This is a genomic window from Arenimonas sp., from assembly GCF_041913985.1.
Lineage (GTDB): Bacteria > Pseudomonadota > Gammaproteobacteria > Xanthomonadales > Xanthomonadaceae > Arenimonas.
In genome coordinates, this window is the sequence record NZ_JAYSEG010000010.1 from 66514 (window position 1) to 87145 (window position 20632).

Sequence of the window (20632 nt, forward strand, 5' to 3'; positions counted from 1 at the left end):
GACCGCGCCATGCCCCCTGCAGAACAAGGCGCCGCGAACGACATCGATCGCCTGTTCGCGGCCATCCCCGAACGCAACACCAGCGACTGCCTGCTGCGCACGATGCAGCAGCACCACGTTTCGCTGTCGACCATGGCCGACACCAAGGCCAACATCATCATCACCATGTCGTCGATCACGCTGACGCTGGTGCTGGGCCGCATCAGCGACCCGATGCTGCGCAACGCCTCGATCACGCTCGCCGCCTTCACCATGCTGGCGCTGCTGCTGGCCGTGCTGGCGGTGCTGCCCAAGTACCGGCCGCTCAAGCTCCAGGACGGGCAGATCCCGCCGCAGTTCAACCTGATGTTCTTCGGCCACTTCGCCGAGCTCTCGCGCGAACGCTTCCTGAGCGAGATCGCCGGCGCGCTCAAGTCCGACGGCTCGGTGTACGAAACCATGGCGCGCGACACCTACGCCCTGGGCTGGTACCTGGCCCACCACAAGTACCGCTACCTGCGCCTGTCCTACCTGTTCTTCCTGGGCGGCTTCCTGCTGGCCTGCTTCGTCCAGGGCTGGCAGCTGCTGGCCGCCTGACGGTGACCACGCTCGCCAACGCCATCCGCGACGCCGCCACGCGCCTGCCCGGCGACGAGGCGCGGTTGGAAGCCGAGCTGCTGCTGGCGCACGCGCTGCAGCGGCCGCGCAGCTGGTTCTACGCGCATTCCGGCGACGTGCTCGACCCCGGCGAGGCGCGCGCCTTCGACGCCCTGCTGCGCCGGCGCGAGGGCGGCGAACCGGTGGCGCAGATCACCGGCCACCGCGGCTTCTGGTCGCTGGAACTGGCGGTCACCCGCGACACCCTGATCCCGCGCCCGGAAACCGAGCTGCTGGTCGAACTGGCGCTCGAGCGCCTGCCGGTGAACGAAATGGGCCAGGTGCTCGATCTGGGCACCGGCACCGGCGCCGTGGCCCTGGCCATCGCCAGCGAGCGCCCGCTGGTGGACGTGAGCGCGGTGGACGTAAGCGCCGCGGCGCTCGAGGTGGCGCGCGCGAATTCCGAGGACGCCGGCCTGCCGCTGCGCCTGCTGCATGGCAGCTGGTTCGAGCCGGTGGCGGGCGACGTGTACCGCATGATCGTTTCCAACCCGCCCTACATTGCCGACGCCGACCCGCACCTGGAGCAGGGCGACCTGCGCTACGAGCCGCGTTCGGCGCTGGCCTCGGGCCCCGACGGCCTGGACGCCATCCGCACCATCGCCGCCGGCGCGCCCAACCACCTGCTGCCCGGCGGCTGGCTGCTGGTCGAGCACGGGCACGAGCAGGGCGCCGCGGTGCGTTCGCTGTTCCAGGCCCAGGGCTTCGCCCACGTGGCCAGCGCCCGCGACCTGGAGCGCCGCGAGCGCGTCACGCTGGGCCAGTGGCTGGGCTGATCAGTCCGCCAGCCGCACCTCGACGCGGCGGTTGAGCGCGCGCCCGGCCTCGCTGGCGTTGTCGGCCACCGGCCGCGATTCGCCCAGGCCTTCCGAAGACAGCCGTTCGGACGCGATGCCCTTGCCGGTGAGCCAGGCCACCACCGCCGCGGCGCGGCGTTCCGAGAGCGACTGGTTGTAGGCGTCACCGCCCTCGCTGTCGGTGTGGCCGGCGATGACCAGGCGCAGCGGCGGGTCGGCCTCGAGCACGCCCAGCACCTGCTGCAGCGTGGCCTCCGATTCCGGCTTGAGCGTGGCCTTGGCGGTGTCGAAGTAGATGCCGTACAGGTCCACCTTGCGCTCGCGCTCGAGCTGTTCGGCCAGCGAGCTGCTGTCGGTCCCGAGCGGTTCGAGCTCCAGCACCAGGTCTAGCGTTTCGCCGGCGAGCAGGTCTTCGGCCTCGCTGTCGGGCGCGTAGCCGGGCTTGCTGCCGGTGGTCACCACCAGGCCCGCGGGCACCTCTTCCAGCGTGAAGCGGCCCTGCGCGTCGGTCTGCGCCTGGCGCACGTTCGAGGCCGACACCAGCACGCCGGCCAGCGGCTTGCCGGCGCCGGTGTCCACGGCGATGCCGCGCACGGTGCCGGTGTACTTGTAGCCCTTGGGGTTGATCAGCAGGCGCGCGAAGTCGAAGGCGTAGCCGTCGCCGGCGTCGTTGTCGGGGTCGTCGATGCGCACCACCAGCTTGCCGTCGCGCACCAGGTCGAGGTACTCGGGCAGCAGCTGCAGGGTGAGCAGCTTGCCGATCGGGCCGGTCTGGTCGAGCGCATTCAGCGTGACCGCCAGGTCGCCCGCCTCGGTGTCGTCGAGCCAGGCGCGGAAGCGGCTGCCCATGCGCTTCGATTGGAAGTCGTCCACGAACAGCTGCAGCGCCACGGTCTTCACTTCGATGCCGCCGGCGTCGAACTCGAAGGTGAGCGGCTGCGGCTGGTTGGCCGGCCGCTGGGTTTCGTAGGTGTAGCCGTCGCGGTGGGCGCCGTCGCCACCGGTGTAGCCGCTGACCACCATGATGCGGTCGGTGCCGGGCGGGTCGTCGGCTTCCGGCAGGTAGGGGAAGCGGTGCACCGGCGTGGACTTGCCGTTGAACGGGTCGAAGCCGCTGGGCCAGCCGAAGCCGAGGTTGTCGATGTCGCCCACCTGCACCAGCAACTCGGCCTCGGGGCCGTCGCGTTCGGTGCGGAAGGTTTGTTTCCACTGCCCGGGCAGGTTCTCGAGTTTGGCGGCGCGGCGGTCGGAGTCGGCCTGCAGGCGGGCGTCGCGCACGGCGCGCTGCGAGGCCTTGACGCGCTCCATGGCGGCTTCGCGCTTTTCCGGGTCGCTGCCGGCGGCGGCGAGCGCCTGCATGGCGGCCATCACTTCGGCCATGCGTGCCTTCTGGGCTTCGAGTTCGGCGCTGGCGTCGGCCAGTTCGGCCTGCGGGTCGCCGGGGGCGGGGCCCACTTCCTGCCGCGGGCTGTCGGGGCTGAATTCCTCCTCGCCGGCGGCGCGCGCCGCGTCGGCGATGGCCTGGCCGAAGGGCAGGTCGGCGATGTCGTCGAGGTCGGCGGCGCCTTCGGTGGGCAGGGCGTCGGCTTCTTCGAAGCCTTCATGGGCCGGGGCCGCTGCGGTGTCGTCGTCGGCGACGAGCGGCCCGGCGTCCGTGATTTCGGGCGGGGCGACTTCGGCGGAGGCTTCCGGGGCGGCGGGACCGGCCGGGGCGGGTTCACCCCCGCAGGCCGACAGCAGCGCGCCCAGGACCAGGGCGGGAACGACGCGGGCAAGGCGCATGGGCACTCACTCCGGCAACCGGGGGGTGGCCCACTCTAACAAAGCGGGGGCGCGCCGGAAGGCGCGCCCGGCTCAGCTCCCGGTGGCGCGGTTCGGGCCGGCGGCCAGGGCCGGCCAGCGCGCCAGCACGGCGCGGCGGATGCCGTCGACGTCCAGGCCGGCTTCGGCCAGCAGCTGCTCGCGGCTGGCGTGTTCCTGCCAGGCGTCGGGCAGGCCCAGGTGCAGCACCGGCAGCACCACGCCCTCGGCGGCCAGCAGTTCGGCCACGCCGCTGCCGGCGCCGCCCATGACCACGTTGTCCTCGAGCGTGACGAAGCCTTCGTGGGTCTTCGCCAGCTCCAGCAGCAGCGCGCGGTCGAGCGGCTTCACGAAGCGCATGTTCACGACGGTGAGGCCCAGCTCGGCGGCGACCTTCTCGGCCGCCGGCAGCACCGCGCCGAAGGCCAGCAGGGCGACGCGGCCGCCGCGCTGGCGCAGCTCGGCCTTGCCGATGGGCAGGACGTCGAGCGAGGGCTGCACGGCCACGCCCGGGCCGGTGCCGCGCGGGTAGCGCACGGCGGCGGGGCCGGGGTGGCGGTAGCCGGTGCTGAGCATCTGCCGGCATTCGTTTTCGTCGGCCGGCGCCATCACCACCATGTCGGGCACGCAGCGCAGGAAGCTCAGGTCGAAGCTGCCGGCGTGGGTGGCGCCGTCGGGGCCGACCACGCCGCCGCGGTCGATGGCGAACAGCACGTCGAGCTGCTGCAGCGCCACGTCGTGCACCAGCTGGTCGTAACCACGCTGCAGGAAGGTGGAGTAGATGGCGACGACCGGCTTGGCACCCTCGCAGGCCATGCCCGCGGCGAGCGTGACCGCGTGCTGCTCGGCGATGGCGACGTCGAAGTAGCGCTCCGGGAATTCCTTGCTGAAACGCACCAGGCCGGAACCTTCGCGCATGGCCGGGGTGATGCCCATCAGCAGCGGGTCGGCGGCGGCCATGTCGCAGAGCCAGTCGCCGAACACCTGGGTGTAGGTGGGCTTGGCCGGGCCGGCCTTCTTCACCACGCCCACGCTGGGGTCGAAGGGGCCGACCGCGTGGTACTCGATCTGGTCGCCCTCGGCGAGCTCGTAGCCCTTGCCCTTGGTGGTGATCACGTGCAGCAGCTGCGGACCCTTGAGGCCGCGCAGGGTGCGCAGGGTGGACACCAGGGCCGGCACGTCGTGGCCGTCGATGGGGCCGGTGTAGTGGAAGCCCATTTCCTCGAACAGGGTGGAGGGCACGAACATGCCCTTCCAGTGCTCTTCCCAGCGGCGCACGAACTTCGCGGCGGGGCGGTTCTTGTCGCCGAGCAGCTTCTTGCCGCCTTCGCGCAGGGCGTTGAGCGTCTTGCTGCCGGACATGCGGCCGAGCATCTTGGTCAGGCCGCCGACGTTTTCGGAAATGGACATCCGGTTGTCGTTGAGGATGACCAGCAGGTTCGGTTCCGGGTCCATGCCGCCGGCGTGGTTCAGGGCCTCGAAGGCCATGCCGGCGGTCATCGCGCCGTCGCCGATCACGGCCACCACCCGGCGGTCGTCGCCCTTGGCCTGGGCGGCGATGGCCATGCCCAGCGCGGCCGAGATGGAGGTGGAGCTGTGGCCGACGCCGAAGGTGTCGTATTCGCTTTCGTCGCGCTTGGGGAAAGGCGCCACGCCGTCCTTCTGCTTCACCGTGTGGATGGTGTCGCGGCGGCCGGTGAGGATCTTGTGCGGGTAGCACTGGTGGCCCACGTCCCAGACCAGGCGGTCTTCCGGCGTTTCGTACAGGTAGTGCAGGGCGACGGTGAGCTCGATCACGCCCAGGCCGGCGCCGAAGTGCCCGCCCGACTGGCTGACCGCCTCGATCAGGTAGGCGCGCAGCTCGTCGGCGATGGCGGGCAGCTCCGCTTCGGGGAACTGGCGCAGGTCGGCCGGGACGGCAATGCGGGAGAGGCGCGGGTAGCGCTGGGAGTCCATTCGGAAGTCGTGCGTGGGGGCAGGCGCCAATTGTCCGGCACCCTTCCGATGGGGGCAAGGCGAAGCGGACCGGCGTTCAGCCGGTCCACACGCGCGTCAGCGGCGGAAACGCCCCAGAAGGCCGCCCTTGGCGGCGTCCGGTGGCGGCGCCACGGCCACGTCCGGTTCGGCCACGCCGACCGCGAGGCTGGCGTTGACGAAGTCGATGACCTCGGCCAGCTCGGCGCCGCTGAGCTCGGCGATCTCGGTGAGCAGGGCCGGGCCCTTCATCATCACGGTGGCGATTCGGAAGTGGCGCGGGAACTCGCGCTCGGTCTGCGGCCACTTGAGCAGCTTGTAGCGGTCGTTCGGGTTGTAGCCCGCCGCCAGGCTGCCGTTGCCGCCGCCCAGCGCGCAGATCCAGGCCAGGCGCGCGAACGGGTGGCTGCCGCCAAGCTGGGTGGCGAGCGCCGGCAGTTCGGCCGGGTCCACCGGGGTGAAGTCGGCCGGGTGCACGATGGCCGTGCAGTAGGGCAGCAGCGGCTTGAGCGCGGCGCCGCCGAGGTAGGCCTGCTTGCCCGGGTCGAGCACCAGCAGGGGCGCGTCGGGCAACTGCAGCTTCACCGGGCCAGGCAGGGCGCCGGGGCGCAGGTAGTCGGCCAGGCGCGGGTCGGCGGGCGGCGCGGCGGCCACGACCGGCTGCGGTTCGGGTTCGGGGGTCGGCGCGGGGGCCGGTTCCGGCGGCGCTGCCGGGGCGGCCACGGCGGCCGGGGCGGGCGCGGGTTCGGGCGCGGCCGGCGCCGGGACCTCGGCCACGGGCGCCGGCGCGGGGGTCGCCGGGGCCTGGGCTTCGATCTGGGACAGCAGCGCGGACACGCCTTCGGCGGTGACCGGGCGGGCCAGTTGGTAGTCGGCGTCCACGCGGCCGCCGGCGGTGAGCGCCACCACGACCTTGCCGTTGCTCAGGGCCTTCATCAGGCTCATCTGGCCGTACATGGAGTCCATGTCCACGACCACCACGGCGGCTTCGTTCTCGTTCGCCAGCGACCAGCGGTTGCCATGCTGGGTATTGGCCTGCCTGAAGGCGGCCTCGATCCCGGCCTGCTCATCACGCGGCAGGCCGGCAAAACAGATGCTCTGCGTCGTCATTCCCTGTGTTCCCCCTGGTCACGCGGCGGTTGCCGCGTGAAGGCCGGCAGTGTCGGGCGCTGGGCGGGGCGGCGTCAAATGCCCTCAGGCAGGGCGGCCGCTGCGCCTGGGCAGGTGGCTTTTCAGGAAGGCCATCTGGTCGGCCAGGATGTGCCGGTTGGAAAGGATCAGGTGCTCCACCCAGCTTGGCCGGTAGGGCACGGCCAGCAGCGGCATGCCGGCCTGCTGCGGGGTGCGGTTGCCCTTGCGGGAATTGCAGTGGAAGCAGGCGCAGACCACGTTTTCCCAGACGTCCCGGCCGCCGCGCGACACCGGCATCACGTGGTCGCGGGTGAGCGAGTGCCGGCTGAACTCCTGGCCGCAGTACAGGCACAGGTTGGCGTCGCGGGCGAACAGGGCGGTGTTGGTGAGCGCGGGCGAGGGATCGAGCGCCTTGCCGTTGGCGTGGCTGCGGCCGGCGACGATGGGGTGCAGGGCGATGCTGCTCTGCAGTCCGGTCCGGCGGTTGGTGCCGCCGCGCACGGTGAGGCAGGGCTCGCCCAGGGTCCAGGCGACGGCGCCGCGCACGTACAGGCAGACCGCGTCCTGCCAGTGCATCCAGTCCAGGATGCGGCCGTGCGCGTCGAGCGAGAGCACGCGCGGCAGGGCGGTTTCGTGGGAAGACGGGGCCCCGGCCGGGTGGGTAGGCTTCCCGGTGCCCACCAGACTCAAACGGGTCGGCGGTGTTCCCATCTGGAACCGAGCATACACCTCGTCCATGACAGTTCAAGCCTTGGGGCAGGGGGCGTCGCGCGGGCTAGAATCGGGGCCCCCACCCCGGCACCGAGGCGAGCATGCGCGGCCTGTACCCCGAGATCGAACCCTACGACAGCGGCTTCCTGCAGGTGGACGCGCGGCACCGGCTCTACTACGAACAGTGCGGCAACCCGGACGGCAAGCCGGTGGTGCTGCTGCACGGCGGCCCGGGCGCGGGCTGCGGCGCCAAGATGCGCCGTTTCCACGACCCGGCGCGCTACCGGATCATCCTGTTCGACCAGCGCGGCTCCGGCCGCTCCACGCCGCACGCCGACCTCGTGGACAACACCACCTGGGACCTGGTGGCCGACATCGAGAAACTGCGCCGGCACCTGGGCATCAACCGCTGGCAGGTGTTCGGCGGCAGCTGGGGTTCGACCCTGGCGCTGGCCTATGCCGAGGCGCACCCCGGCCAGGTGACCGAACTGGTGCTTCGCGGCATCTTCATGCTGCGCCGCTGGGAGCTCGAATGGTTCTACCAGGAAGGCGCCTCGCGCCTGTTCCCCGAGGCCTGGCAGCGCTACCTCGAGCCCATCCCCGAAGTGGAGCGCCACGACCTGATGAGCGCCTACCACCGCCGCCTGACCTCGCACGACGAGGCGGTGCGGCTGTCGGCCGCGCGCGCCTGGTCGGTGTGGGAGGCCAGCACCAGCTTCCTGCGCCAGGACGAGGCCTTCATCGACAGCCACGAGGACGCGCACTTCGCGCTCAGCTTCGCGCGCATCGAGTGCCACTACTTCGTCAACGGCGGCTTCTTCGACGCCGACGACCAGCTGCTGCGCGACGCGCACCGCCTCAAGGGCATCCCGGGCGTGATCGCGCACGGTCGCTACGACGTGGTGTGCCCGGTGCAGAACGCCTGGGACCTGAAGCAGGCGTGGCCGGAGGCGAAGCTGGAGATCGCGCCGACCGCCGGGCACTCGGCCTTCGAGGAAGAGCTCACCGACATCCTGGTGCGCGCCACCGACTCGTTCCGCTGAGCACCAGGGTAGGAGGGCCTTCAGGCCCGACAGGCGGGTCGGGCCTGAAGGCCCTCCCACACAATCAGGCGGGGGACCCGTCCGGGTTGCGTTCCAAGAGCCACAGCCCCGCCCAGAGCTTGGGGTCCATGGAATAGCCCTCGGCCATCTTGGCCGAGAGCCAGCGCGGGGCGTCGTCCACCGGCACCTCGTGCACGGTGATGTCCTCGGTCTCGTCGCCGCCGCCGGCGTGCACGCGGGTGAGGCCGCGGGCGCGCACGAAGGCGATCAGCTCGTTGCTCATGCCCGAGCTGGTGGGCCCGACCATCAGCACCTTCACCTCGGACGCGAGCCAGCCGGTTTCCTCCAGCAGCTCGCGGCGCGCGGCGTCTTCCATGGTGTCGTGGGCGTCGAGGTCGCCGACCAGGCCGGCCGGCATCTCGATGGTGGGCGCGCCCAGCGGGATGCGGAACTGCTCGACGAACAGGAGCTTGCGCTCCGGCGTGACCGCGATGACGATCACCGCGCTGCCGGCGTTGGTCCGCTCGGCATATTCCCAGTGCCCGCGCTTCACCAGCCGCAGGTACTTGCCCTCGCACATCGTCTCGGCGTCGTCGCTCATGCGCCGATCCTAGCGCGGCTTCAGGCCGACATCAGCCGGCGGCGGGTCATGGGGCCGAAGCGCAGGTCTTCGCACAGGGCGTCGAGCGCGGCGGCATCGGGGGCGCGGCGCTCGGCCGTGCCCAGGTCGGGCGGCAGCGGCGCGGCCACGTCGATGGTGGCCAGGCGGCGCGAGAGCAGGGCGATGTCGCGGTGTTCACGCAGCCGGGCCGCGTGCTGGGCGCTGCCGCGCAGGCGCAGGTAGGGCACTTCGTCCAGGCGCTGGTAGATCTCGTCCAGGCTGCCGAAGTGGCCGAGCAGGGTGGCCGCGGTCTTGGGGCCGATGCCGGGCACGCCGGGGATGTTGTCGATGGCGTCGCCGGTGAGGCCCAGGTAGTCGGCCACCTGGTGCGCGTGCACGCCGTAGCGCGCCTTCACGCCGTCGGCGCGCCAGCGTTCGTTGCGGGCGTAGTCCCACTGTTCGTCGTCGGCGTCGAGCAGCTGCGACAGGTCCTTGTCGGCCGAAATGATCAGGCCGGCGTGGCCGGCGCGGCGTACCTGGCCGAGCGCGCTGCCGATCAGGTCGTCGGCCTCGTAGCGGCCGTCGGCCAGTACCGGCAGGCCCAGGGCCCGGCAGACGCGCTGGCAGTGCGCGAACTGGCGCTTGAGTTCCTCGGGCGCCGGCTCGCGGTTGGCCTTGTAGGCCGGGTAGATCTCGTTGCGGAAGTTGGTGTCGAGCGACTCGTCGAAGGCCACCGCGATGCGCGCGGGGCGCTGGCGTTCGAGCAGCTCGAGCAGGAAGCGGGTGAAGCCGTGCACGGCGTTCACCGGCCAGCCGTCGCGGTCTTCGAACTCGGGCGGCATGGAGTGCCAGGCCCGGAACACGTACAGGCTGGCGTCGACCAGGTGGACGGGGCCGCTCATGGCGCCCAGTCGGAAAGCAGGGCGTCCGGGTCGGGGCGCTGGCGCTCGGGGACTTCGCCCGAGGGCGTGCCCACGTGGATGAAGCCCAGCACCACCTCGTTCGCCTGCAGGCCCAGGCGCGCCGTCACCACCGGGTCGTAGGCGGCCCAGCCGGTGAGCCACTGCGCGCCGAAACCCAGGGCCTGGGCCGCCTGCAGCAGGGCGAAGCAGGCGGCGCCGCCCGAGAGCAGCTGCTCCTGCTCGGGCACCTTGTGGCCGGGGGTGAGCCGGCCGACCACCGCCAGCACCAGCGGCGCGTGCGAGAAGCGCAGCCGGTCCTTTTCCACCGCGGCGGCGGGCGCGGCCGGGTCGCGCTCGAGCGCGCGCGCGGCCAGGAGTTCGCCCAGGGCGTGGCGGGCGTCGCCGCGGATGGCCAGGAAGCGCCAGGGCGCGAGCTTGCCGTGGTCGGGCACGCGCACGGCCTCGGCCAGCATGGCGCGGAGCTGGGCGGCGTCGGGGCCGGGTTCGCCCAGCTGGCGGGAGGGCACCGAGCGGCGCCGGCGCAGGAAATGCAGGTCGTTCATCCCGCCAAGCCTACCATCCGTCCGCGGGTGCCCCTGGGGTCGTTTTCTGGGAATGAAGTCACAGTTATCTGTGGCAGGATTGGCCACAATCACCCCAAAGCGCGTAGTCCCCCCGACGTGCAGAGGATCCCATGAGCGACTTCCCCCTCCCAGGCAGCGAGCGTGCAGGCACCCCGCCGACGGCCAGGGACCTGGTTGCCGGCATGCATCGCCGCAGCACCGAACACCTTCAGTCCGTTCTGGCGCGCGTGTTCGCCCGCGCCGACGACTGGCTGTTCGACCTGGCCAAGAAGGACGGCGTGCCCGACGGTTCGCCCTACCTGTTCGCCATGCGCGCGCTGCGCACCTCGCGCGCGCCGATCGAGCGCGGTTTCCGCGAACACCTCGACCAGGGCTTCGCCAAGCTCGGCCGCCAGGCCGCGCCGGGCGCCACCGATGGCGCGCCCGAGCTGAGCCTGCTGGAGGAGAGCGAACTCGAGCAGCAGCTGGCCACCAACCTCACCGCCGAAGCCATCACCCGCATCCACGGCGCCCAGCTCGACGAGCTGTCGGCGCGCCTGGCCCGCATGGTCGGCGTGGCCAAGCTCGAAGCCGACGCCAACCCGCTCAGCGCCCACAGCCTGGCCGCCGCCATCAGCGACGCCCACCGCGGCGTCGACCTGCCGGCCGACGTGCGCATGGTGCTGTTCAAGTACTACGAGCGCGAGCTCATCCACGACCTGCGCGACCTGCTGGCCGACCTCAACGCCCGCCTCGAAGCCGCCGGCTTCCGCGCCGACGTGGCCGCCGCCAAGCCGGCCCCGCGCCCGGCCGCCCGGCCCGAGATGGCGCCGCCGCCGGCCACCGCCGACGGTTACGCTCCGGCTGCTTCCGCCTACCCGAACGCCGGCTTCGCCGCCGACCCGGGCGCCGGCGCGGCCGAGGACCGCGTCGTGTTCGATGCGCTGCGCCAACTGCTGCACGCCTGGCGCCCGGCCAACCAGTCGCAGCCCCAGGGCGGTCGCCAGACCGGCCGCGGTGGCCAGCGGCCGCTGCAGGCCGCCGAGATGATGTCGGTGCTGTCGCTGATGCAGAGCCAGGTGCCGGAGTCGGTGAACGAGGCGCTCGAGCGCCCCGAGGTGTCGCTGGCGGCCCTGCTCAAGAACGAGCTGCTGCGCGGCGCCGGCCAGATCGGCCTGCCGCCCGAGCAGGTCAGCATCAGCCAGGACGACGAGGACGCGGTCGACCTGGTCGGCATGCTGTTCGACGTGATGTTCGACGAGCGCGACTTCGAGCAGGCCGCGCGCAAGATGATCTCGCGCCTGGTGGTGCCGTTCGTGAAGGCCGCGGTGATGGACCGCCGCCTGTTCCTGTACAAGACCCACCCGGCGCGCCGCCTGCTCAACTCGCTGGCCGAGGCCGTCGAGGGCAACCGCGGCGAAGGCCCGCAGGAGCGCGAGCTGCTGCAGAAGGCCGAGTCCACCGTGGACCGCCTGATCGCCGAGTTCAACGAAGACCTGGCCATCTTCGAGACGCTGGAGCAGGAGCTTCGCCAGTTCCTCGAGCAGCACCGCCGCCGCGTCGAGCTGGCCGAGCGCCGCGCCGCCGAGGCCCAGCGCGGCCAGGAGCGCCTGGAGCAGGCCCGCGACCTGGCCAAGGTGGAGCTCGAGCAGCGCACCCGCGGCCTCGACCCGACCCCGGCCATGCGCGATTTCCTCGAGCGCAACTGGACCCACCACCTTTCCATGATCGCGCTGCGCGAAGGCCCGGACAGCGGTTCCTGGCAGTCGGCGCTGACCGTCGCCGACCGCCTGCTGGCGCTGCTGCCCAAGCCGGGCGATGGCGCCGGGCAGGTCGCGCCGGCGCTCAACGCCATGCGCGAGCCGATCGAAACCGTGCTCGCCAGCTCCGGCATCATCGGCGAGGCGGCGCAGGACGTGATGCGCGGCCTGGCCGACAGCCTCGAGCGCCGCGCCCGCGGCCTGGCCCCGGTGCCCGCGCCCGCGGCCGCCGCCGCGCCGGCCGAGGACAACGTGGTGCCGCTGCCCGGCCGCCGTTCGCCGGTGAACGACCTGCTGGGCGACCTCAAGCCGCGCCTGGAAGTGGTGGGCGGCAAGGCCAACCTCGACGTCAGCGACAGCGACGTGGAGCAGATGCGCCAGCTGAAGGTGGGCACCTGGATCCACATCGCCGGCGACGACGGCAAGCACCACCCGGTGAAGCTGTCGTGGGTGAGCCCGATCTCCTCGCGACTGATGTTCACCAACCGCCGCGGCGTGCGCGTGCTGGTCGCCTCGGTCGAGGAACTGGCGGCGATGAAGCAGGCCGGCAACCTGCTGGTGCGCGAGCAGGAGCAGGTGTTCGACCAGGTGCTGCACCGGGTCATGGGCAAGCTGCGCGAAGACCTGGCCTGAGGCCCCTGCCGCCCCGGCGGCGCTTCCGGTAGCATCCCCCGCATACCCAGCGGGGAGTGCTGCGCATGTCGGTCTGCATCGTGTTCGTCCGTGAGACCGCCGCCGGCGAGCGGCGCGTGGCGCTGACGCCCGAAACCGTGAAGAAGCTCGTCGCGCTCGGCGCGCGCGTGCTGCTGCAGCGCGGCGCCGGCGAACCGGCGTTTTTCCCCGACGCGGCCTACGCCGGCGCCGACTTCACCGACGACGCCGACGGCGCGCTGGCGCAGGCCGACGTGCTGGTGTGCGTGCAGCCGCCCTCGAACGAACGCCTGCGCAGGCTCAAGCCCGGCGCCGTGGTCATCGGCCTGCTGGCGCCGCACGCCGACCCGGCGCGGGTGGAGGCCTTCGTCGCCGGCAAGCTCACCGCCTTCCCGCTGGAAAAGCTGCCGCGCACCACGCGTGCGCAGGCCATGGACGTGCTGTCCTCGCAGGCCGGCATGGCCGGCTACAAGGCGGTGCTGCTGGCCGCGCAGCTGGCGCCGCGTTATTTCCCGATGCTCACCACCGCCGCGGGCACCATCCGCCCCTCGAAGGTGCTGGTGGTGGGCGCCGGCGTGGCCGGCCTGCAGGCCATCGCCACCGCGCGCCGGCTGGGCGCGCAGGTGGAAGGCTTCGACGTGCGCCCGGAAACGCGCGAGCAAATCGAATCGCTGGGCGGCAAGTTCCTCGACCTCGGCGTCAGCGCCGCGGGCGAAGGCGGCTATGCGCGCGAGCTCACCGCCGAAGAGCGCGCCGAACAGCAGCGCCGCCTCGGCGAGCACCTCAAGTCGGTGGACGTGGTGGTCACCACCGCCGCCGTGCCGGGCCGCCCGGCGCCGAAGATCATCACCGCCGCCATGGTGGCCGGCATGAAGCCCGGCAGCGTGGTGGTGGACCTGGCCGCGGAAACCGGCGGCAACTGCGAGGCCACGCGCCCGGGCGAAACCTACGAGCAGGGTGGCGTCACCTTCGCCGGCCCGCTCCACCTGGCCAGCCAGGGCGCCATGCACGCCAGCGAGATGTACGCGCGCAACGTGTTCAACTTCCTGGCGCTGTCGCTCAAGGGCGGCGCGCTGTCTCTGGACTGGGACGACGAGCTCATCGCCCGCACCTGCCTTGCCCACGCGGGCGAGAAGCGCGCCTGATCAGTCCACGCGCACCGGCACGGGTTCCGGCGCCACGCCGGGGCCGCCCACTTCCAGCCAGGCGCGGCGCTGCTGCGGGCTGAGCTGGCGCCAGCGCTCGCGCAGGGCCTTGCGTTCGGCGTCCGGCAGCGCGCGCACGGCGCGCATCGATTCCCGCATCTTCTCGCGCAGCGGCGGCGGCAGGTCGCGGTAGTTGCGCATGCCTTCGCGCATGCGCTCGCGCTGCCCGGGCGTCATCGCTTCCCAGCGCGCGCGTCGTTCGGCGCGTTCCAGCGCCACCACGCGGCGCGAGGCCGGCAGCGTGTCCCAGCTCTCGCGCAGCGGCGCCAGCGCCTGCTGCTGCGCCGGCGTGAGCTGCGCCCAGTCGGGCACCGACACGCCTTCGGGCACGGCCGCCTGGTGGTGCCGCGGGCCGTCGCCGCGGCCGTGCGCCGCGGCCGGGCTGGCCAGCGCGGCGGCCAGCAGGGCGAGGGCGAGCAGGCGCCTCACCGGCGCACCTCGGCCACGGCCACCGGGGCTTCGGCCAGCCAGGCGTAGAGGTCGGGGTCTTCTTCCAGCACCAGCGCGTCGACCTCGCTGGCGGCGAGCGGATCGGCGGGCCGTGCTTCGCCGGCCGGGCGCTGCGGCAGCCACCAGGCCAGGCCGAGCGCGAGCACGGCGGCGGCGAAGGCACCGGCCGGCAGCAGCCGCTGGCCGGCGTGCGTGCGCGCCGGCTGCTGCGCGGCCTGGCGGGCGCGGCGCAGGCGGAAGGCCATGCCGTGGTCGAGGCGGTCGCTGGCGCGGTCGAACAGGTCGCGCGGGTGCGGGGTGGTCGGGTCGGGGCGGCTCATCGCCAGTCCTCCAGGTGTTTGCGCAGGGCGGCCATCGCCCGCGACAGGTGGGTCTTCACGGAGCCTTCGGAGCAGCCCATCGCGGCCGCGGTCTCGCGCACGTCCAGGCCCTGCAGCTCGCGCAGCAGGTAGGCCTCGCGCTGGCGCCGCGGCAGCGCGCGCACGGCCCTGCCCAGGGCCGACCAGGCGGCGGCGTCGGCGAGCCGGCGCTCCGGGTCCTCGTTCGGGTCGGGCAGCATTTCCAGCGGGTCTTCGCGCTCCTCGCCGGCCATGCCCAGCACCGACAGCACGCGCCGGCGGACGGCGTTGCGGCGGTGCCGGTCGGTCACCTGGCGGCGCAGGATGGACCAGAACAGCGGGGTCCATTCCGCCGGCGGCCGGTCGCGGTAGCCGACCAGCCTGATCATGGCTTCCTGCACCGCGTCGAGCGCGTCCTCGCGGTGGCCCAGCGCCAGCTCGGCCATGCGGAAGCCGCGGCGCTCCACGGAGGCCAGGAAGGCGTCCAGGGTCGGGGCGTCGTTCGCGGCCGGGGCGGCGTCGAAGGGCATCACGGGCGGGCGGCGGGGCCGGTCATGCCGCCTTATAACGCATCGCCGCCGGGGCGGTTGACCGTGGCGGGGAACCGGCTGGCCGGCGCCCACGCTGCGGTTATGATGCCCCGGGAGCGCGCCTTCGCGCGGGGAGGGGACATGGACGGTTTCGTCGCGCTGTACATCTTCATGCTGGCGGCCTTCACGGGCTACGAAATCATCGGCCGCGTGCCGGTGATCCTGCACACGCCGCTGATGTCGGGTTCGAACTTCGTGCACGGCATCGTGCTGGTCGGCGCGATGGTGGTGCTGGGCCACGCCGACACCACGGCCGAGAAGGTCATCGGCTTCATCGCGGTGCTGATGGGCGCGGGCAACGCCGCCGGCGGCTACGTGGTGACCGAGCGCATGCTCGAGATGTTCAAGTCCTCGAAGAAGGGGGGCAGCGCATGAGCTGGCTGCCGATGCTGGTGAAGGCCAGCTATTTCGCTGCGGCGCTGCTGTTCATCCTGGGCATCAAGCGCATGGCCTCGCCGGTGACCGCGCGCAGCGGCATCCAGTGGGCCGGCGCCGGCATGGTGGTGGCCACGCTCGCCACCTTCGGCACGGCGGGCATGCACAACATCGCGCTCATCGTCGCCGCGCTCGTGCTTGGCACCGTGGTGGCCTGGTGGTCGGGCAAGCGCGTGGCCATGACCGACATGCCGCAGATGGTGGCCCTGTACAACGGCCTGGGCGGCGGCTCGGCGGCGGCGATCGGCGCGGTGGAACTGCTGAAGTTCGCCGACGCGGGCACCGCGCCCTCGCAGACGGCGCTGGTGCTGGGCGTGGTCGGCGCGCTCATCGGCTCGATCTCGCTCACCGGTTCGGTGATCGCCTGGGCCAAGCTCGACGGCCGGCTCGACAAGCGCTTCACCTTCCCCGGCCAGCAGGCCTTCAACGCCCTCGTCTTCCTGGTGGCCGTGGCACTCGGCGTGCTCACGGTGGTTGGCCTGCAGCAGCCGGTGATCATCGGTTTCTTCGTGGCCGCGCTGGCGGTGGGCGTGCTGATGACGCTGCCGATCGGCGGCGCCGACATGCCGGTGGTGATCTCGCTCTACAACGCGCTTACCGGCCTGGCCGTGGCCTTCGAAGGCTACGTGCTGCAGAACGAGGCGCTCATCATCGCCGGCATGGTGGTGGGCGCGGCCGGCACCATGCTCACCCAGCTGATGGCCAAGGCCATGAACCGTTCCATCGCCAGCGTGCTGTTCGGCAGCTTCGGCGCCGGCGGCGAGGCGAAGGAAATCACCGGCGCGCAGAAGCCCATCGAGGCCGGCGACGTGGCGGCGATGATGGCCTACGCCGAGCGCGTGGTGATCGTGCCCGGCTACGGCATGGCCGTGGCCCAGGCCCAGCACAAGGTCTGGGAGCTCACGCAGGCGCTGCTCAAGCGCGGCGTGAAGGTGAAGTTCGCCATCCACCCGGTGGCGGGCCGCATGCCCGGGCACATGAACGTGCTGCTGGCGGAGGCGGGCGTGCCCTACGACCTGATCGCCGACATGGACGACATCAACCCGGAATTCCCGACCACCGACGTCTCCCTGGTGATCGGCGCCAACGACGTGGTCAACCCGGTGGCGAAGACCGACCCGGCCTCGCCGATCTACGGCATGCCCATCCTGGACGTGGCCGACTCGAAGAACACCATCGTCATCAAGCGCGGCAAGGGCACCGGCTTCGCCGGCATCGAGAACGCGCTCTTCTACGCCGACAACACCCGCATGCTCTATGGCGACGGCGCAGCGGCCGTGGCGCAGCTGGTGGCCGAACTCAAGGCGGTGGACGGCGGGCACTGAGCCCGCCGGGCAGCCTCAGCGCGACAGGCGCCAGGCCAGGGGCAGGGCCAGCAGGGCCCAGGCCAGGTCCCAGCCGCTGGTGGCATGGCGCAGCAGTTCGCCGGCCAGCACCGGGCCCATCCGCAGGGCCGAATCCAGCGGTCGCAGGCCCAGGCTCAGGCCCATCAGGCTGGCGGCATAGATCCAGTAGCTGGCCGTGATCGCCAGCGTGGTGCCCGCCACCGCCGCCAGCGCCCGCGCGCGCCCCGGCGGGGTCGCGGCCAGCCGCAGCATCAGCGCCAGGTCGGCGGCGGCCACCAGGGCCAACCAGCCGGCCGGGCTGCGCAGCGCCAGCGACACCGCCAGCCAGGCCGCCACCATGCCCAGCACGCCCGCGGCCCAGGCCAGTGCCGGCAGCAGCCATCGCAACGCGGGGGTGGAACGGTCCGTTGGATGCAAGGCGGTTTCCCGGGGGCAGGGCGGGCTAAAATAGCCGCGTTTCCGCCCAGGCGATACCCGAGTGAGTTATTCCCGTACCAGCGAGCCGGTGAAGTTCGAACGCGACTGCGAGGCCGTGATGGTGCCGCAGGGCGAAGAGGTGAACCTGCCGGCCGGCACCACCGGCTACATCACCCAGGCGCTGGGCGGCTCGTTCACGGTGTTCGTGGACGGCAACCTGTTCCGCATCGCCGGCCGCGACGCCGACGCCATCGGCAAGACCGCGCCGGCGCCGCTGGTGCTGCCCGAGGGCGCGGGCGACGCCGAGGTCGAGAAACTGGTGTGGGACCAGCTGCGCACCTGCTTCGACCCGGAAATCCCGGTCAACATCGTCGAGCTGGGCCTGGTGTACGACTGCGACCTGGGCCGCAACGCCGAGGGCGAGCGCACCGTCGCCATCCGCATGACCCTCACCGCCCCCGGCTGCGGCATGGGCGACATCCTGGTGCAGGACGTGCGCGACAAGGTGGAGCAGGTGCCCACCATCGCCGAGGCCGACGTCGAGCTGGTGTTCGACCCGCCCTGGAACCAGAGCATGATGTCGGACGCCGCGCGCCTCGAGACCGGCATGTTCTGAACGCCGGCAGGCAGCGGCCCTGTCCCTGCCGCCGCTTTGTAGTGGTGCTCTAACCAATTCGCCCGCTGGCCGACGAACGGTCGGCAAAAACCCGGCTTGGCCCGTTGACCCGTGACTTTCGTCACGTTAGCGTCGGTTGGGTGTGATGCAGGCGTGAACTGCGTCACACATCCGGGTGGTAGAACTCCCCCCACGTTCATTCGAGGCCCATGAGGGCCCGGTGGGGAGGGGTTGTTCCAGGGGACCCGGGGCATGGATGCAAACACGGCCGCCCAGCGGCCCTCGTTGTCACCATCTTTTTCGGGGATCCAACCACCGTGAGCAATAACTCTCGCAAGCTCCGCCTGCGCGGCATCGTCGTGGCCACTTCGCTGGCCCTCGCCGGTACGTCCGCCTTCGCCGCCCAGGTCCAGACCGCCGGCCTCGAGCCGGGCCAGCAGTACGACCGTTTCATCGTGAAGTTCCGCGACAACGCGCCGGAAGCGCAGAACCCGGCCGCCGTGCAGCGCGCGCTGGAGACCGCCGCGGTGGGTGCGAACCAGGCCATCCAGGCCGCGCGCCTGCAGCGTGGCGAGCGCGCCGCCAAGTCGGCCAAGCCGCTGGCTGCCCGCCACATGCGCCGCATGTCGCTGGGCGCCGACGTGTTCTCGGTGTCGCAGAAGCTGGGCCGCGCCGAGGCCGAGGCGCTGATGCAGGAGATCGCCGCGAACCCGAACGTCGAGTTCGTGCAGGTCGACCGCCTGATGAAGCACACCCTGGTGCCGAACGACACCAACTACAGCCAGCAGTGGGGCTACAACGACGCCGACGCCGGCATCCGCGCCGACCAGGCCTGGGACATCGCCAACGGCAGCGGCATCATCGTGGCCGTGCTCGACACCGGCATCACCAACCACAGCGACCTCAACGCCAATGTCGTGGCCGGCTATGACTTCATCGCCGACACCGCCGTGGCCGCCGACGGCAACGGCCGCGACGCCGACGCCAGCGACCCGGGCGACGCCGACGGCGGCTACCCGTCCAGCTGGCACGGCACGCACGTGGCCGGCACCGTGGCCGCGGTGACCAACAACGCCAAGGGCGTGGCCGGTACCGCGTGGGGCGCCAAGGTCATGCCGGTGCGCGTGCTGGGCAAGGGCGGCGGCTACACCTCCGACATCGCCGACGCCATCACCTGGGCTTCGGGCGGCACCGTCTCCGGCGTGCCGAGCCTGTCGGCCGCCAACGTCGCCGACGTGATCAACATGTCGCTCGGCGGCAGCGGCAGCTGCGACACGCTGACCCAGAACGCCATCAACGGCGCCGTCAGCCGCGGCACCACCGTGGTGGTGGCCGCCGGCAACAGCAACGCCAACGTGTCCGGCTTCTCGCCGGCGAGCTGCAACAACGTGGTCGCGGTCGCCTCGGTGACCAACGCCTCGGCGCGTTCCAGCTTCTCCAACTACGGCACGCTGATCGACGTCTCGGCCCCGGGCTCGAACATCCTCTCGACCCTCAACGCCGGCACCGCGGGCCCGACCACCGAGAACTACGCCTCGTACAACGGCACCTCGATGGCCTCGCCGCACGTGGCCGGCGCCGTGGCGCTGGCGCAGAGCCGCCGCCTCGCCCTGGGCCAGGCCCTGTGGACCCCGTCCGAGGTCGAGGCCCAGCTCAAGGCCACCGCGTACGCGCTCGCCGGCGCCTGCTCGGGCGGCTGCGGCGCGGGCATCATCAACGCCAAGGCCCTTGTCGACGCCGCCGGTGGCAGCACCCCGCCGCCGCCGCCGCCGACCGGCGGCACCCTGACCAAGGGCGTCGCGGTCACCGGCCTCACCGCCACCACCGGCAACTCGCTCAACTACACGATGGCCGTCCCGGCCGGCGCCACCAACCTGACCTTCACCATGTCGGGCGGCACCGGTGACGCCGACCTTTACGTGCAGTTCGGCAGCGCGCCGACCGACACCTCGTACGTCTGCCGCCCGTACCTGAGCGGCAACGCCGAGACCTGCACCATCGCGGCCCCGTCGGCCGGCACCTACTACGTGCGCGTGAAGGCCTACTCGAGCTTCAGCGGCGTGAGCCTGGTGGGCAACTACACCGAGGGTGGCGGTGGCGGCGGCGGCACGACCCCGCAGACCTACAGCAACACCGCGGACTACACCATCAGCGACAACGCCACGGTGGACAGCCCGATCACGGTCTCCGGCCGCAGTGGCAACGCCCCGAGCAGCGCCTCGATCTCGGTCAACATCGTGCACACCTACAAGGGCGACCTGAAGGTGGACCTGGTGGCTCCGGACGGCACGCTGTACAACATCCACAACCGCAGCGGTGGTAGCGCCAACAACATCGTCGGCACCTACACCAAGAACCTGTCCAGCGAAGCCCTGAACGGCACCTGGAAGCTGCGCGTCAACGACAACGCCGGTGGTGACACCGGTTACATCAACAGCTGGTCGATCACCTTCTGATCCAGCGGTTGAAGCAACACCCCCTGACCCCGGCCTCGCGCCGGGGTCTTTTTTTGGTTCTTGTCCCAAGTTCGGGATGGTTTGGTCGGTTCTTCGCTGGCCAGCGATCTGGCGCCGGCCCCACCGCGAAGGCGAGGGTCGATTCCCGCTCAGTAGAGCGGCGGTCTCAACCGGTCGACGCAACACACTCGCTCAGCCGATAGGCTGGCG

General features: G+C 71.9%; 18 protein-coding genes and 3 pseudogenes. 10 read left to right on the top strand and 11 right to left on the bottom strand.

The genetic code is table 11. From position 1 onward, the window contains the following. The first annotated feature begins 9 nt into the window (after positions 1 to 9). Positions 10 to 576, top strand: coding sequence for a Pycsar system effector family protein (locus ACE3Q2_RS05240; protein ID WP_374473270.1), 567 nt, complete (start codon positions 10 to 12; stop codon positions 574 to 576). A 2-nt stretch (positions 577 to 578) separates the two neighbouring features. Beyond that, positions 579 to 1412, top strand: coding sequence for a peptide chain release factor N(5)-glutamine methyltransferase (gene prmC / locus ACE3Q2_RS05245; protein WP_231697249.1), 834 nt, complete (start codon positions 579 to 581; stop codon positions 1410 to 1412). On the opposite strand, the gene ACE3Q2_RS05250 is transcribed toward prmC, so the two are convergent. The 4 genes and pseudogenes from ACE3Q2_RS05250 to ACE3Q2_RS05265 form a co-directional block, all read right to left on the bottom strand. Further along, on the bottom strand, positions 1413 to 3215 hold the full coding sequence (locus ACE3Q2_RS05250) for an OmpA family protein (protein ID WP_374473271.1): 1803 nt from the start codon (positions 3213 to 3215) through the stop codon (positions 1413 to 1415). Between the two features lie 72 nt (positions 3216 to 3287). Continuing rightward, on the bottom strand, positions 3288 to 5189 hold the full coding sequence (gene dxs / locus ACE3Q2_RS05255; RefSeq protein ID WP_374473272.1) for a 1-deoxy-D-xylulose-5-phosphate synthase: 1902 nt from the start codon (positions 5187 to 5189) through the stop codon (positions 3288 to 3290). Between the two features lie 96 nt (positions 5190 to 5285). Then, on the bottom strand, positions 5286 to 6317 hold the full coding sequence (locus tag ACE3Q2_RS05260; protein ID WP_374473273.1) for a hypothetical protein: 1032 nt from the start codon (positions 6315 to 6317) through the stop codon (positions 5286 to 5288). An 84-nt stretch (positions 6318 to 6401) separates the two neighbouring features. Continuing rightward, positions 6402 to 6956, bottom strand: a pseudogene (locus tag ACE3Q2_RS05265) (HNH endonuclease); the annotation flags it as partial. 194 nt (positions 6957 to 7150) lie between these two features. Between ACE3Q2_RS05265 and pip the strand changes: the two are divergent. Continuing rightward, complete coding sequence (gene pip / locus ACE3Q2_RS05270; protein ID WP_374473274.1) at positions 7151 to 8092, top strand: prolyl aminopeptidase; 942 nt, start codon at positions 7151 to 7153, stop codon at positions 8090 to 8092. 64 nt (positions 8093 to 8156) lie between these two features. Here the strand turns inward: pip and ACE3Q2_RS05275 are convergent, their stop codons facing one another. From ACE3Q2_RS05275 to ACE3Q2_RS05285, 3 genes are read right to left on the bottom strand one after another with little or no spacing between them, the layout of a single operon-like run. Then, on the bottom strand, positions 8157 to 8693 hold the full coding sequence (locus tag ACE3Q2_RS05275; protein ID WP_374473275.1) for an NUDIX hydrolase: 537 nt from the start codon (positions 8691 to 8693) through the stop codon (positions 8157 to 8159). 20 nt (positions 8694 to 8713) lie between these two features. Next, entirely contained in the window at positions 8714 to 9595 is an 882-nt protein-coding gene (locus ACE3Q2_RS05280) for a 5'-3' exonuclease H3TH domain-containing protein (protein WP_374473276.1), read from the bottom strand. Then, positions 9592 to 10158, bottom strand: a complete 567-nt coding sequence (locus ACE3Q2_RS05285; RefSeq protein WP_374473277.1) for a nitroreductase — start codon at positions 10156 to 10158, stop codon at positions 9592 to 9594. The genes ACE3Q2_RS05280 and ACE3Q2_RS05285 overlap by 4 nt, the downstream gene beginning before the upstream one ends. 131 nt (positions 10159 to 10289) lie before the next feature. Between ACE3Q2_RS05285 and ACE3Q2_RS05290 the strand changes: the two genes are divergently transcribed. Both ACE3Q2_RS05290 and ACE3Q2_RS05295 read left to right on the top strand, forming a co-directional pair. Beyond that, positions 10290 to 12551 carry a DUF1631 family protein gene (locus tag ACE3Q2_RS05290; protein WP_374473278.1) on the top strand — a complete coding sequence of 754 codons (2262 nt, stop codon included), beginning with the start codon at positions 10290 to 10292 and terminating at the stop codon, positions 12549 to 12551. A gap of 65 nt (positions 12552 to 12616) precedes the next feature. Continuing rightward, entirely contained in the window at positions 12617 to 13714 is a 1098-nt protein-coding gene (locus tag ACE3Q2_RS05295) for an NAD(P) transhydrogenase subunit alpha (protein ID WP_374473279.1), read from the top strand. On the opposite strand, the gene ACE3Q2_RS05300 is transcribed toward ACE3Q2_RS05295, so the two are convergent. From ACE3Q2_RS05300 to ACE3Q2_RS05310, 3 genes are read right to left on the bottom strand one after another with little or no spacing between them, the layout of a single operon-like run. Continuing rightward, entirely contained in the window at positions 13715 to 14203 is a 489-nt protein-coding gene (locus ACE3Q2_RS05300) for a DUF3106 domain-containing protein (protein ID WP_374473280.1), read from the bottom strand. Then, entirely contained in the window at positions 14200 to 14544 is a 345-nt protein-coding gene (locus ACE3Q2_RS05305; protein ID WP_374473281.1) for a hypothetical protein, read from the bottom strand. Before ACE3Q2_RS05305 ends, ACE3Q2_RS05300 begins: the two co-directional genes overlap by 4 nt. Further along, a complete protein-coding gene (locus tag ACE3Q2_RS05310; RefSeq protein WP_374473287.1) occupies positions 14541 to 15092 on the bottom strand; it encodes an RNA polymerase sigma factor in 552 nt (183 codons plus the stop codon). Before ACE3Q2_RS05310 ends, ACE3Q2_RS05305 begins: the two co-directional genes overlap by 4 nt. 141 nt (positions 15093 to 15233) lie before the next feature. Between ACE3Q2_RS05310 and ACE3Q2_RS05315 the strand changes: the two genes are divergently transcribed. Then, a complete protein-coding gene (locus tag ACE3Q2_RS05315; protein ID WP_374473282.1) occupies positions 15234 to 15527 on the top strand; it encodes an NAD(P) transhydrogenase subunit alpha in 294 nt (97 codons plus the stop codon). Next, positions 15524 to 16912 carry an NAD(P)(+) transhydrogenase (Re/Si-specific) subunit beta gene (locus ACE3Q2_RS05320; protein ID WP_374473283.1) on the top strand — a complete coding sequence of 463 codons (1389 nt, stop codon included), beginning with the start codon at positions 15524 to 15526 and terminating at the stop codon, positions 16910 to 16912. The genes ACE3Q2_RS05315 and ACE3Q2_RS05320 overlap by 4 nt, the downstream gene beginning before the upstream one ends. Before the next feature lie 15 nt (positions 16913 to 16927). On the opposite strand, the gene ACE3Q2_RS05325 is transcribed toward ACE3Q2_RS05320, so the two are convergent. After that, the gene (locus tag ACE3Q2_RS05325) at positions 16928 to 17350 is read right to left on the bottom strand and encodes a hypothetical protein (RefSeq protein WP_374473284.1); all 423 of its coding nucleotides are present in this window, start codon (positions 17348 to 17350) and stop codon (positions 16928 to 16930) included. A 61-nt stretch (positions 17351 to 17411) separates the two neighbouring features. Between ACE3Q2_RS05325 and sufT the strand changes: the two genes are divergently transcribed. The 3 genes and pseudogenes from sufT to ACE3Q2_RS05340 all read left to right on the top strand — a co-directional run. Next, positions 17412 to 17966, top strand: coding sequence for a putative Fe-S cluster assembly protein SufT (gene sufT, locus ACE3Q2_RS05330; protein WP_374473285.1), 555 nt, complete (start codon positions 17412 to 17414; stop codon positions 17964 to 17966). A gap of 317 nt (positions 17967 to 18283) precedes the next feature. After that, positions 18284 to 20047: pseudogene (locus tag ACE3Q2_RS05335) on the top strand (S8 family peptidase); the annotation flags it as partial. 147 nt (positions 20048 to 20194) lie between these two features. Next, a pseudogene (locus ACE3Q2_RS05340) lies at positions 20195 to 20422 on the top strand (proprotein convertase P-domain-containing protein); the annotation flags it as partial. Between the last annotated feature and the right edge of the window lie 210 nt (positions 20423 to 20632).

Excerpts from the sequence above, each read along its gene's own strand:
- ACE3Q2_RS05240 (WP_374473270.1), top strand. The coding sequence starts at position 10 with ATGCCCCCTGCAGAACAAGGCGCCGCGAACGACATCGATCGCCTGTTC.
- ACE3Q2_RS05250 (WP_374473271.1), bottom strand. The coding sequence starts at position 3,215 with ATGCGCCTTGCCCGCGTCGTTCCCGCCCTGGTCCTGGGCGCGCTGCTG.
- dxs (WP_374473272.1), bottom strand. The coding sequence starts at position 5,189 with ATGGACTCCCAGCGCTACCCGCGCCTCTCCCGCATTGCCGTCCCGGCC.
- ACE3Q2_RS05260 (WP_374473273.1), bottom strand. The coding sequence starts at position 6,317 with ATGACGACGCAGAGCATCTGTTTTGCCGGCCTGCCGCGTGATGAGCAG.
- pip (WP_374473274.1), top strand. The coding sequence starts at position 7,151 with ATGCGCGGCCTGTACCCCGAGATCGAACCCTACGACAGCGGCTTCCTG.
- ACE3Q2_RS05275 (WP_374473275.1), bottom strand. The coding sequence starts at position 8,693 with ATGAGCGACGACGCCGAGACGATGTGCGAGGGCAAGTACCTGCGGCTG.
- ACE3Q2_RS05280 (WP_374473276.1), bottom strand. The coding sequence starts at position 9,595 with ATGAGCGGCCCCGTCCACCTGGTCGACGCCAGCCTGTACGTGTTCCGG.
- ACE3Q2_RS05285 (WP_374473277.1), bottom strand. The coding sequence starts at position 10,158 with ATGAACGACCTGCATTTCCTGCGCCGGCGCCGCTCGGTGCCCTCCCGC.
- ACE3Q2_RS05290 (WP_374473278.1), top strand. The coding sequence starts at position 10,290 with ATGAGCGACTTCCCCCTCCCAGGCAGCGAGCGTGCAGGCACCCCGCCG.
- ACE3Q2_RS05295 (WP_374473279.1), top strand. The coding sequence starts at position 12,617 with ATGTCGGTCTGCATCGTGTTCGTCCGTGAGACCGCCGCCGGCGAGCGG.
- ACE3Q2_RS05305 (WP_374473281.1), bottom strand. The coding sequence starts at position 14,544 with ATGAGCCGCCCCGACCCGACCACCCCGCACCCGCGCGACCTGTTCGAC.
- ACE3Q2_RS05310 (WP_374473287.1), bottom strand. The coding sequence starts at position 15,092 with ATGCCCTTCGACGCCGCCCCGGCCGCGAACGACGCCCCGACCCTGGAC.
- ACE3Q2_RS05315 (WP_374473282.1), top strand. The coding sequence starts at position 15,234 with ATGGACGGTTTCGTCGCGCTGTACATCTTCATGCTGGCGGCCTTCACG.
- ACE3Q2_RS05320 (WP_374473283.1), top strand. The coding sequence starts at position 15,524 with ATGAGCTGGCTGCCGATGCTGGTGAAGGCCAGCTATTTCGCTGCGGCG.